Origin of the sequence: Actinomadura chibensis NBRC 106107 (assembly GCF_001552135.1) — a bacterium.
Taxonomy (GTDB): domain Bacteria; phylum Actinomycetota; class Actinomycetes; order Streptosporangiales; family Streptosporangiaceae; genus Spirillospora; species Spirillospora chibensis.
Map to the genome: position 1 here is coordinate 1 of NZ_BCQP01000038.1, position 12,073 is coordinate 12,073.

The 12,073-nt window shown below is 75.9% G+C and carries 8 protein-coding genes; 4 read left to right on the forward strand and 4 right to left on the reverse strand.

Translation table 11 applies throughout. The features are described 5' to 3' along the window. A partial coding sequence (locus tag ACH01S_RS21920; protein ID WP_067894630.1) for an ABC-F family ATP-binding cassette domain-containing protein occupies positions 1-1,591 on the reverse strand: 1,591 nt, incomplete at its 3' end. A 262-nt stretch (positions 1,592-1,853) separates the two neighbouring features. Here ACH01S_RS21920 and ACH01S_RS46545 point away from each other — a divergent pair. From ACH01S_RS46545 to ACH01S_RS21940, 4 genes are all read left to right on the forward strand, one after another. Further along, positions 1,854-4,592, forward strand: a complete 2,739-nt coding sequence (locus ACH01S_RS46545) for an ATP-binding protein (RefSeq protein ID WP_169809329.1) — start codon at positions 1,854-1,856, stop codon at positions 4,590-4,592. Between the two features lie 76 nt (positions 4,593-4,668). Further along, positions 4,669-5,610 carry an ABC transporter ATP-binding protein gene (locus tag ACH01S_RS21930; RefSeq protein ID WP_246237222.1) on the forward strand — a complete coding sequence of 314 codons (942 nt, stop codon included), beginning with the start codon at positions 4,669-4,671 and terminating at the stop codon, positions 5,608-5,610. Further along, positions 5,607-6,395, forward strand: coding sequence for an ABC transporter permease (locus ACH01S_RS21935; RefSeq protein WP_148344818.1), 789 nt, complete (start codon positions 5,607-5,609; stop codon positions 6,393-6,395). The genes ACH01S_RS21930 and ACH01S_RS21935 overlap by 4 nt, the downstream gene beginning before the upstream one ends. Beyond that, positions 6,392-7,186: an ABC transporter permease gene (locus ACH01S_RS21940; RefSeq protein WP_067894330.1), complete on the forward strand. Its 795-nt coding sequence runs from the start codon at positions 6,392-6,394 to the stop codon at positions 7,184-7,186. Before ACH01S_RS21935 ends, ACH01S_RS21940 begins: the two co-directional genes overlap by 4 nt. A gap of 51 nt (positions 7,187-7,237) precedes the next feature. On the opposite strand, the gene pheT is transcribed toward ACH01S_RS21940, so the two are convergent. The 3 genes from pheT to ACH01S_RS21955 form a co-directional block, all read right to left on the reverse strand. Then, positions 7,238-9,715 carry a phenylalanine--tRNA ligase subunit beta gene (gene pheT, locus ACH01S_RS21945; RefSeq protein ID WP_067894333.1) on the reverse strand — a complete coding sequence of 826 codons (2,478 nt, stop codon included), beginning with the start codon at positions 9,713-9,715 and terminating at the stop codon, positions 7,238-7,240. Then, positions 9,715-10,824 (reverse strand): phenylalanine--tRNA ligase subunit alpha, encoded by a 1,110-nt coding sequence (pheS, locus tag ACH01S_RS21950; protein ID WP_067894336.1) that lies wholly within the window; start codon positions 10,822-10,824, stop codon positions 9,715-9,717. The genes pheT and pheS overlap by 1 nt, the downstream gene beginning before the upstream one ends. A 118-nt stretch (positions 10,825-10,942) precedes the next feature. Further along, positions 10,943-12,040: a PAS domain-containing sensor histidine kinase gene (locus tag ACH01S_RS21955; protein WP_067894633.1), complete on the reverse strand. Its 1,098-nt coding sequence runs from the start codon at positions 12,038-12,040 to the stop codon at positions 10,943-10,945. Positions 12,041-12,073 lie beyond the last annotated feature (33 nt).

The window sequence follows — 12,073 nt, forward strand, 5'->3', positions numbered from 1 at the left end:
TCGCGCGGTCCATGCGGAGCCAGCGGGTCAGGGCGAGGGTCCGCAGGAACGGCACGTCGTGGCTGACCACGACCAGCGCCCCCTGGTAGGCGGCGAGAGCCTGGGAGAGCTGGGCGGCGCTCGCCATGTCGAGGTTGTTCGTCGGCTCGTCCAGCAGCAGGAGCCGCGGGGCGGGCTCGGCGAGCAGCAGCGACGCGAGGACGGCGCGGAACCGCTCGCCGCCCGACAGCGTCCCGGCGGGACGGTCGGCCCGCGCCCCCCGGAACAGGAACCGCGCCAGGCCGTTCCTGATCTCGGCCGGGGTCGCCGACGGCGCCTGCGCGCGGACGTTCTCGAACACGCTCAGCCCGTCGTCGAGGACGTCGAGCCGCTGCGGCAGGTACCGCGCGCCTTCCACGCCGATCCGGACGGACGTCCCGTCCGGGACGCGCTCCCCCGCGAGGGCCCGCAGCAGCGTCGTCTTGCCCGAGCCGTTCGGCCCGACCAGCGCGATCCGCTCCGGCCCCCGGACGATCAGCTCCGCCAGCGTGCCCGGCTCCGGCTCCGGCGGCGCCGGGAGGCCGGTGACGGTCACGACCGTCCGCCCGGCGGGGACCCGGGTCGCGGGCAGCTCGACGCGGATCCCGGCGTCCTCGCGGACGGCGTCCTCCGCCTCGGCGAGGCGCGTCCGGGCGTCCGCGAGGCGCTCCTCGTGCATGATGCGGTGCTTGCCGGCCGACTCCTGCGCGGCCCGCTTCCGCGCGCCCATGACGATCTTCGGCTCGCGCTTGTTCTCGTTCATCTTGTCGCCGTACCGCTTGCGCCTGGCTAGTTTGACGTGCGCGTCCTCCAGCTCCTTCTTCTGGCGGCGCAGGTCGGTCTCGGCGGCGCGGACGGTCCGTTCGGCGGCCTCCTTCTCGACGGTGAGCAGCTCCTCGTAGGCGGACAGGTTGCCGCCGAACGTCCGGACCGCGCCGTCCCGCAGGTCGGCGATCTCGTCGACGCGGTCGAGCAGCTCCCGGTCGTGGCTGACGACGACCAGCACGCCCGTCCAGGACGCGACGGCGTCGTACAGGCGGAGGCGCGCGTCCAGGTCGAGGTTGTTGGTGGGCTCGTCCAGCAGCAGGACGTCGGGACGGGCGAGGAACCGCGCCGCCAGCCCGACCATCACGGCCTCGCCGCCCGACAGCGTCGGCACCGTCCGGTCGAGGTCGAGGTGGTGCAGGCCGAGGCGGTCGAGCTCGGCGCGGGCGCGCTCCTCGACGTCCCAGTCGTCCCCGACGGCGGCGAAGTTCTCCTCGGTCGCCTCGCCGCGCTCGATGGCGTGCAGCGCGGCGCGGGTCGCGGCGATCCCGAGCAGGTCCGCGACCGTGGCGGCGTCGTCCAGGACGAGGTTCTGCGGCAGGTAGCCGGTCTCCCCCTCGACGCTCACCTTGCCCGACGCCGGGCGCAGCTCACCCGCGATGATCTTCAGCAGGGTGGACTTGCCGGATCCGTTGACGCCGATCAGGCCCGTCCGGCCGGTGCCGAAGGCGGCGTCGAGGCCGTCCAGGACGACGGTGCCGTCCGGCCAGGCGAACGTCAGATCCGAGCACACGACGGCAAAAGACATGGGTGGCCTCCATGGTGATGAGCAGGTGCGGGACGCATGGAGACACCGCGGGAACGCGCGACGCGCCGGCGGGCATGGAAAAGCCCGGCGGGATCAGAGTCCGCACTGAGGTCACGTGCGCGGGCCGATGGACGGCCGCTGCGCGGTGTCGGACCTCAGATCCTCAATGGACTCCCCAACCGGGCGACAATGTGGCGCGAAATAGGGTAGCCGATGGCTTATCGGTACGCAAGTCGCGCCAAGACCCGGCATGCTGGACCGGATGGGAACCGCCGGACCCGTGTTCGCCGGGCGCGCCGCCGAACTGGACGCCTTACGCGCCGCGCACGCGCGGTCGTGCGCGGGCGAGCCCGCCGCCGTCCTCGTCGGCGGCGAGGCGGGCGCCGGGAAGACGCGCCTGATCACCGAGTTCGCCCGCGACCGCCGGGCGCTGACCGGCTGCTGCCTCGACCTCGGCGCGGCGAGCCTGCCGTACGCGCCGTTCAGCGCGATCCTGCGGCGCGCCGGGCGGGACGCGGTCGTCGCGCTGATGCCGGGCACGGCCGTCCCCGAACTCGGACGGCTGATGCCGGGGCTGACCGCCGCCCCGCCCCCGCCAGACGACGGCACTGGGCAGCTCCGGCTGTTCGAGCACGTCCTGACCCTGGTCGAGCGGCTCGGCGCGGACGAGCCGCTCACCCTCGTCGTGGAGGACGCGCACTGGGCCGACCGCTCCACCCGCGACCTCCTGTCGTTCCTCTTCCGGAACCCGCCGCGCGGCGGGGTGCTGCCGGTCGTCACGTTCCGCCCGGAGGAGCCGGAGCCGCGGCCGTTCTTCGCCGACCTCGCCCGGCTCCCGCATGTGACCCGCCTCGACCTGCCGCCGCTCACCGTGTCCGAGGTCGCCGACCAGGTGCGGGGCCTGCTCGGCACGGCCGACCCGGGGCTGGTGCGGGACGTGCACGCGCGCGGCGGCGGGAACCCGCTGTTCGTCGAGGCGCTCGTCGGCAGCCCCGGCGCGGCGGTGCCCGGAACCCTGCGCGACCTGCTGCTCGACCGCGTCCGGCGGCTGCCCCCGGCCGCCCGCGACGCGCTGCGGACGGCGAGCGCCGCGGGCGACCGCGTCGGGCACGGCCTGCTCGCGGCCGTGACCGGGCTGGACGACGCCGAACTGAGCGAGGCGCTGCGCCCGGCCGCCGACCACGGCCTGCTCACCCCGGACGGCGACGGGTACGCGTTCCGGCACGCGCTGTTCCGCGAGGCCGTCCACGCCGACCTGCTGCCAGGCGAGCGGTCCGCCCTCCACCGCCGCTACGCCGCGGCGATCGAGCGGGCGCCCGCGCTCAGCGAGGCGCCGGCGAGCGCGCTCGCCGTCCACTGGCAGGGCTGCGGCGACCACGCGAGGGCGCTCGAGGCGGCGTGGCGCGCGGCCGGGGAGCGCCGGGCCGCCACCGCCTACGCCGAGGAGCTGGCGCTGCTGGAACGCGTGCTCGGGCTGTGGGACCGCGTCCCGGACGCGGCCGAGCTGACCGGGCGCGCCCGGCACGAGGTGCTGATGGCGGCGGCGGAGGCGGCCGGGGCCGTCGGCGACCCGGCGCGCGGGATGCCGCTCGTCCGGCGCGCGCTGGCCGGGACCGACCGCGCCGCCGCCCCCGGCACGGCCGCCTGTCTGCTGGTCCTCCGCGGAATGCTGCGCGGGTACGAGGGCGACGAGGGCGAACTGGACGACCTGCGCGAGGCCGAGAGGCTCGCCGCGCGCCCCGACCCGACCCGCGTCTGGGTGCTCGCGCGGATCAGCCCCCGGCTGCTCGTCTACGGGGAGACCGGCGAGGGCGGGCGGCTCGCGCGGCAGGGGCTGCGCCTGGCCCGCGACCTCGGCCTCCCGGCGGCGGCGTCCGCGCTGGAGGTCGCCGTCGCCGCGGCGGAGGCCCGCGACGGCGACGGCGACCTCGCGCCCCTGGAGCGGCTGCGGCACGCGGGACGCGCCCCGTGGGAGCACATCCGGACCCTGAACCAGCTCGCGCACTGCCACGTGAACGCGGGCCGCACCGCCGTGGGCCTCGCGCTCGCGGACGAGGGCCTCGCCGCCGCCGAAGACGCCGGGCTCGCGCGCAGCGCCGGGCTGCCCCTCGCCGTCAACCGCGTCGAGGCGCTGTACCTGCTCGGCCGCTGGGACGAGGCCGCCGAGTCCCTGCGGCGCAGCCTGGAGCACCACCACGCCGCCGCGTTCCGCGTGCAGACGGCGATCTGGCAGACCGCCCTGCTCGCCGCGCGCGGCACGGGGCCCGAGCCCGACCCGGCGGCGCTCGGCGTCCCGCTGGACGCCGGGTTCCCGCAGACGACGCTGCCGCTCGCCCAGATGCTCATCGAGTGGCGGCTGGCGGAGGACGACCGCCCGGCGGCCCGCGCCGCCCTCGACGCCGTCCTGCGGCATCCGCGGCTCGCCGTCCAGCCGTGCTACCTGTGGCCGCTGCTGGAGACCGCCGCCCGCGCCGGCGGGCCGCGCCGCGCGGAGATCCCGGCGCTGGCGGCGCGGCTGCCCGCCGCGACCCCGGTGGCGGCGGCGCACGCGGCGACCGTGGCGGCGCTGACCGGCGACGCGTCCGCGTGGCCCGCCGCGATCACCGGCTGGGAGACGCTGGAACGGCCGTACCCGCTGGCCAGCGCCCTGTTCGACGCGGCCTGCGCCGACCTTGAGGCCGGGGAGCGCGGCGCCGCCGCCGAACGGCTCGGCCGCGCCGCCGGGATCGCCGCCCGGCTCGGCGCCGCGCCGCTCGCCCGCCGGATCTCCGAGCGGGCCCGCCGCGCGGGCCTCGCCGGGACGTCCGGCGGGCCGCTCACCGCCCGCGAGTCGGAGGTGCTGCGGCTGCTCGCCCGCGGCCGCGGCAACCGGGAGATCGCCGAGGAGCTGGTCATCTCCCCGAAGACGGCGAGCGTCCACGTGTCGCGGATCATGGCCAAGCTCGGCGCCGGGTCCCGCGCCGAGGCCGTGGCCGCCGCCCGCGACCGCGGCCTCGTCTGACGCCTCCCGGGTTAAGGCGCCGCCTTAGCGCTTCGCCACCCGCCTTACGGCGACGGTGGGGGCCATGGAACCCGCCGTGCGAACCTCGCGCCTGCGCCGCGTCTACGCGCGCCGGCGCCGGGACGGCGTCGTCGCCCTGGACGACCTGTCCCTCACCGTCGACCAGAACGAGATCCACGGCCTGCTCGGCCCGAACGGGGCGGGCAAGACCACCCTCGTCAAGATCCTCTCGACCGTGCTGCTGCCGTCCGCCGGGTCCGCGCGGATCCTCGGCCGCGACGTCGTCGCCGACACCCGGGCCGTCCGGGCGTCGGTCGGGCTCGTCCTCGGCGGCGACCGCGGCCTGTACGACCGGCTGTCCGCCCGCCGCAACCTGCTGTTCTGGGGCGCGCTGTACAAGCTCGACGCCCGGACGTCGCGCGCCCGCGCCGCCGCGCTGCTCGACCGCGTCGGCCTCGCCGACCGCGCCGACGAGCCGGTCGAGCGCTTCTCGCGCGGCATGCGGCAGCGCCTGCACCTGGCGCGCGGCCTGCTGCACGAGCCGCGCGTCCTGTTCCTGGACGAGCCGACCTCCGGCCTCGACCCGGTCGCGGCGAACGCCTTCCGGAGACTCGTCCTGGAACTGCGCGCCGAGGGGCGCACGTTCCTGCTCGCCACGCACGACATGGACGAGGCCACCGCGCTCTGCGACCGCGTCACCCTGATCGACCGCGGCGCCCTCCTGCTGACCGGGGAGCCCGCCGGGGTCGGGCGGTTCCTCGGCGACCGCGAATGCGTGGACTACGACCATCCGGACCCGTCCCTCGCCGACGCGCTGGCGCTGCTGCCCGGCGTGACCGACGTCGAGCGCCGGGACGGCGGGGATGGCGGCTGGCGCGTCCACACCGGCGACCGGGACGGCACCCGCCGCGTCCTCGCCTGGCTGCTGGACCGGGACGTCCTCACCGCCCGGCGCGGGCGCCCCACCCTCGAAGAGGTCTACCTGCGCGCCGTCGGCGACCGGGGGATGCGGGTATGAGCGCGCCCCGGACGGCATGGGCCCGCGTGCTGTGGCAGGCGGCGCTGCTCCAGGCGCGGCTCTCGCGGCGGAGCCCCGAGCACGCCCTGGTCCTGCTCATCGCGCCCATGCAGACCACGACGATGCTGGCGCTGACCATCACCTCGCACCGGCCGGACGTCCTCGCCAACGCCGTCCTCGCCCCCGGCCTGATCGGGCTGTGGGTGGCCGCGCTCGACTACGCGGGACGGATCGTCCCCGAGGACCGCTGGGCCGGACGGCTCCACGCGCTGGTCGCGGCCCCCGTCCCGCTCGGACTGATCGTCGCCGGACGGGTCACGCTCGTCACCCTCCCCGGCGCGGCGGCGTTCGCCGAGTCGTGGCTCGTCGCGGCGCTCGGCTTCGGCCGCGTGCTGACCGTCGCCGACCCCGCGCTGTTCGCCGCCGCGGTCGCCGCGACCTGCCTCGCGGCGGTCGGGACGGCGACGCTCCTGTCGGCGGTGCTCGCCCTGACGCGGGCGCGGGAGGTGCTGCAGAACTCGCTGGGCTACCCGTTCTACATCCTTGGCGGGATCCTCGTCCCGGCGGCGGCGCTGCCCGGCTGGCTGCACCCGGTCAGCCGCGTCGTGTTCCTGTCGTGGAGCGCGGACCTGCTGCGCGGCGCCGTCCGCGGCGACGCGGGCGGCCCGGCCGGGGGCCTCGCGGCGATCCTCGGCCTCGGCGCGGCGGCGCTGGCGGCCGGGCTGTGGCTGACCCGCCGCAACGTCGACCGGGCCCGGCGCTTCGGGACGGTGGGGCACGCGTGAGGCACACGCTGAGGATCGTCCGGGAGGCCCTCATCCTCGGGTTCGCCGAGATGGGCGCCGTGTACACGTGGCGGACGTGGACGTTCGGCTGGCTCGTCCGGCTGCTCTGCCAGGCCACCTTCTACGCCCTGCTCGGCGGCTACGTCGGCGACGACACGACCATGCGGTACGTGCTGGTCGGCAACATCGTGGTGCTGGCCTGCATGGAGTCCACGATCGTGGTGATCTCGCTGGCCGGGGAGCGCCGGATGGGGACGCTGCCGCTGCTCGCCATCGCCCCGTCCGGGCACCTGCCCGTCTACCTCGGCCGCGGCCTCCAGTGGACGGTGACCGGGCTGGTCAGCTCCCTCACCGCGTGGCTGGTGCTGCCGCCGCTGCTCGGCGTCCCGCTGCCGTGGCCGCGCGCCGGATACGCGATCCCGGTCATCGTGCTGATCCTCGCGAGCAGTTACGGGTACGGGTGCGCGCTCGCGGGCGTCGCGCTGCGGACGCGCGGCGCCGAGTGGCTCGTGCTGAACTTCGCCTACGGGATCGTGATGACGTTCGGCGGGGTGAACGTCCCGGTGTCGGTATGGCCGGGGCCGCTGCGGACCGCGGCGAACGCGCTGCCCGTCGTCCACGGGCTGGAGGCGGTGCGCGGCATCCTGGACGGCGCGCCGATCGGCCATGTCGCGGGCCTGCTCGCCACCGAGGCGCTGGTCGGGGCCTGCTGGTACGCCGTCGCGGCGGTGTCGATGGACCGGCTCGTCTCCGCCGGACGCCGCGACGGAACCCTCGACCACGCGGGCTGAGACGGCGAAGCCGCCCCGGACGCCGGTCCGGGGCGGCCTCGGCGGGATCGGTCAGGCGCCGCGCAGCACTGCGCCCGTGCGCTCCGCCGCCGCGGCGACCGCGGCGTCACGGGCCCGCGACGCCTCTTCGGCGGTGAGCGTCCGGTCCGAGGCGCGGAACCGGAGCGAGTACGCGAGGGACTTGCGCCCCTCCTCCACCTGCTCGCCGGTGTAGACGTCGAACAGGCGGATCGCCTCCAGCAGCCCGCCCGCGCCGTCGCGCAGCGCCGCCTCGACCTCGGCGGCGGGCACCCCCGAGCCGACGACCAGCGCGACGTCCTGCGTCGCGACCGGATACGTCGACACGTGCGGCGCGGTCACCGCCACCGGCTCGCCGAGCAGGCGCAGCTCCAGCTCCATCGCGCACGTCCGCGCGGGCAGCCCGTACGCCTTCGTGACGCGCGGGTGCAGCTCGCCCGCGTGCCCGACGAGCGTGCCGCCCGCGTAGAGCGCGGCGCACCGGCCCGGATGCCACGGCGCGTGCTGGTCGGCCTTCACGGTCAGCTCCACGCCGACCTCGCGGGCGACCGTGCGGGCGGCCTCGATCGCGTCCGCCCACAGCGCCGGACGCGCCCCGCCCCACCAGCCGGACGGCTCCCGGTCGCCCGACAGGACGACCGCCACCCGGTGAGGCTGGTCCGGCAGCGCCGCCTCGACCTCCGCGAGCTGCTCCGGCGTCGGGCCGCGGTCGACCGGGAGGCGCGGCGCCCGCTCCGGGGCATCCGGCCGCGGCCGGAACACCACGCCCAGCTCGTACAGGGCGGCGTCGGCGAAGCCGCGTCCCACGTTCAGCGCCAGGACCTTGAACAGGCCGGGCAGCAGCGTGGTGCGCAGCAGCGGCTCCTCCTCCGACATCGGGTTCGCCAGCCGCATCGTGCGGCGGCGCGGGTCGTCGGCGGGGAGCTGGAGACCGTCCAGGTCCTTGTCGGACACGAACGGGAACGCCAGCACCTCCACGTACCCGGCGCCCGCGAGCGCGCGGCCGACCCGGCGCCGCAGCCGCTGCCGGACGGTCAGCCCCTGCCCCGCGACCGGGCGCGGCGCCCGCGCCGGGATCTCCTCATACCCTTCGAGCCGGATGACCTCCTCGGCCAGGTCGTTCGGCTCGGTGAGGTCCGGACGCCACGACGGCGGCGTCACGGTCAGCACGTCGTCGCCGGCGACCGCGCAGCCGACCTGCTCCAGGCGGCGGACGACCGCGTCCCGCGTGTACGGCATGCCCGCGACCCGTCCCGGGTGCCCGGCGGGCATCGTCACCGTCACCGGCTCGACCGGCGCCTCGGCGTGCGTCACGCCCGGCAGGACCTCCGCGCCGCCCAGCTCGGCGAGCATCCGCGCCGCCCGGTACGAGGCGTACAGCGGCAGCTCGCGGTCGACGCCGCGCTCGAACCGGTGCGACGCCTCGCTGTGCAGCCGGTGCCGCCGGCTCATCCGCGCGGTGCCGATCGCGTCGAAGTGCGCCGCCTCGATCACCATGTCCGACGACCGCTCGTCGATCTCGGTGGCGAGGCCGCCCATCGTCCCGGCCATCGAGATCGGGCCCGACTCGTCGGTGATCAGGATGTCCTCGGGGTCGAGCTTGCGCTTGACGTGGTCGAGCGTCTCCAGCTCCTCGCCGGGGGCGGCGCGGCGCACCACGATCGGGCCGGTGAGCTTGCCCCGGTCGAACGCGTGCAGCGGCTGCCCGAGCTCCAGCATCAGGTAGTTGGTGACGTCCACGGCCAGCGACACCGGGCGCATCCCGGCGCGGTGCAGGCGGACCCGCATCCACATCGGGGTCTGCGCGTCCGGGTCGAGCCCCCGCACCTCGCGCAGGACGAACCGGTCGCACGCGGTCGGGTCGCCGATGCTCGCCGGGTACGCCTCACCGTTCTTCTCAGGCAGCTCCACGTCCGCCGGGTCCTTGAACGGCACGTCGAACGCGGTCGCCGCCTCGCGGGCCAGGCCGCGGATCGACAGCGCGTAGCCCCGGTCGGGCGTGACGGCGATGTCGAGGACGTCGTCGCGCAGCCCGAGCAGCTCGATCGCGTCCGCGCCGACCGGCGCGTCCGCGGGCAGGACGAGGATGCCGCTGTGGTCCTCCCCGATGCCGAGCTCGCTGATCGAGCAGATCATGCCCTCCGACACCCGGCCGTAGGTCTTGCGGGCGCCGATCTCGAACCCGCCGGGCAGCACGCCGCCCGGCAGGATCACGACCACGCGGTCGCCGACGGCGAAGTTGGTCGCGCCGCAGATGATGTTCTGCGGCTCGCCCGTCCCGTTCGCGTCGCCGACGTTCACCTGGCAGTACCGGATCGGCTTCTTGAACCCGGTCAGCTCCTCGAACGCCAGCACCTCGCCGACGACGAGCGGCCCGGTGATGTCGGCTCCGGCGCGCTCGACCGTCTCGACCTCAAGGCCCGCCGCGATCAGCTTCTCGGCGAGGGCGCGTCCCGTCACGCCGGCGGGCAGCTCGACGTACTCGCGCAGCCAGGAAAGCGGGGCCCGCATCAGATCTCCGTCCCGAACGGGAGGGTGAACCGGACGTCGCCCTCCACCATGTCGTACATGTCCTCCACGCCGTGCCGGAACATCAGCGTCCGCTCGACGCCGAGCCCGAACGCCCAGCCGCTGTAGCGGTCCGGGTCGACGCCGCAGGCGCGCAGCACCCGCGGGTTGACCATGCCGCAGCCGCCGAGCTCGATCCAGCCCTCCGAGCCGCAGGTGCGGCACGGCTCGGCGCCCGGCTCGGCGGACCCGCCCCGGCACACGAAGCACTGCATGTCCACCTCGCCGGACGGCTCGGTGAACGGGAAGTACGACGGCCGGAACCGCGTCTTCAGCCCCTCGCCGAACATCCCCTTGACGTAGGCGTCGATGCCGCCGCGCAGGTCGGCCATCGTCAGGCCCTCGTCGACCGCGAGGCCCTCCAACTGGTGGAAGACGGGGCTGTGGGTGGCGTCCAGCTCGTCGGTGCGGAACGTGCGCCCCGGCGCGACCACGTACACCGGCAGCTCGCGCGACAGCAGCGACCGGATCTGCATCGGCGAGGTGTGCGTCCGCATCACCAGGCCCGACTCCTCCGACTCGACGAAGAAGGTGTCCTGCATCGTGCGGGCCGGGTGGTCGGGCAGGAAGTTGAGGGCGTCGAAGTTGTACCACTCGGCCTCGACCTCGGGGCCCTCGGAGACCTCGAAGCCCATCGAGACGAAGACGTCGACCATCCGCTCCTGCATGGTGGTCAGCGGGTGGCGGGCGCCGCGCGGGGCGCGGTCCCACGGGAGCGTGACGTCGACGGTCTCCTCGACCAGCACGCGCTGGTCGCGCTCCTCCTCCAGCTCCGCCTGGCGCGCCTTCAGCGCCTGGGCGACGGCCCCGCGGGCGGCGCCGATGCGCTTGCCCGCGTCGGCGCGGGCGGCGGGCGGCAGCGCGCCGATCTCGCGGTTGGCGAGCGCCAGCGGGGAGCGGTCGCCCGCGTGCGCCAGGCGGACCTGCTTCAGTTCGTCGAGGTCGGCGGCGGCGGCGATGGCCGCGAGCGCCGCGTCGCGGGCCCGCTCCAGCTCCTCCGCGCTCAGCGCGGACACCTCGACGGGATCAAAGGACTTGTTGGGTGCAGACATGGCTGTGTCATCGACTCCGGTCGGCGTGGGACGCCCGCAGTCTAGTGCGCGGGCGGTGAAGATCCGGAAAGCGTGCGCGGAACGCGCGGCCCGTCCAGGGGCCCGGCGGCCGCCGGGCTCAGCCGGCGTGGTCGGGGGCCCCTGCGGGCACGGTAAATCGGAACTCGGCGCCGCCGCCGGGCGCCCGCCGCACGGAGATCACGCCGCCGTGCGCCTCGATCAGGCCCTTCACGATGTAGAGCCCGAGGCCGGTGCCGCCGCGGCGGTTGCCGCCGGGGCCGCGCCAGAACTGCCGGAAGACGCGCTGGGCCGCCTCGGGCGGGATGCCCTCGCCCTCGTCGCGCACCGACACGGCGGCTCCCTCCTTGTGCGCGTCCGGCTCGACCACGATCGTCACGGTGCCCGCTCCGTGGCGCACCGCGTTCTCCACGAGATTACCGAGGATCTGGTCCATCTTGTCGGGATCGAGCCACATCTCGGGCAGCTCGCCGCGCGTCTCGAAGCGGAACCGGTCCTCCGCCTCGCCCGCCGCGACCCGGCCCGCGATCACCTTGCGGACCTCCTCCGGCAGGTCGACGACCTGGCGGTGCATCTCCAGGCGGCCCGCCTCGATGCGGGACACGTCGAGCAGCTCGGTGATCAGCCGGGTGACCCGGTCGGCGTCGGCGTTGACCGTCTCCAGCATGACGCGCTTCTGGTCGTCGTTGAAGCGGTGCCACTTGGCGAGCAGCGTCGCGGTGAAGCCCTTCACGCTGGTCAGCGGGGAGCGCAGCTCGTGCGCGACGGTGGAGACGAGGTCGGCGCGGTCGCGCTCCTGGCGGGCGCGGTGCAGGGCGTCGCGCAGGCACACGGTGAACCGCTCCACGCGGCCCTCCCCGTCGCGCCGGTAGGCGGCGGTGACCAGCACCTCCGTGCCGTCGGGCAGGAACAGGACGCGCTCGGGGTGGCGGGTGCGGGTGGCGAGGCCGTCGTAAGGGGCGAGGCACTTCCACCAGTCGCGGCCCTCGGCGTCGTGCAGCGGCAGGACGTCGCGGAAGTCGCGGCCGAGCGCGGACCCCGCCTCGACGCCGGTCATCCGCGCGGCGGCGGCGTTGAACACCACCACCCGGGCGTCGCGGCCCGCGACGACGAGCCCGTCGGGCAGGTCGTCGGCGGCGACCGGGGCGCGGCCGGACGGATCCCCGCCGGGGCCGGCCGCGGACCTCTGCGCGGGCACGCGGGCGGCCACGCGAGGGGCTTCCTCTCCGCC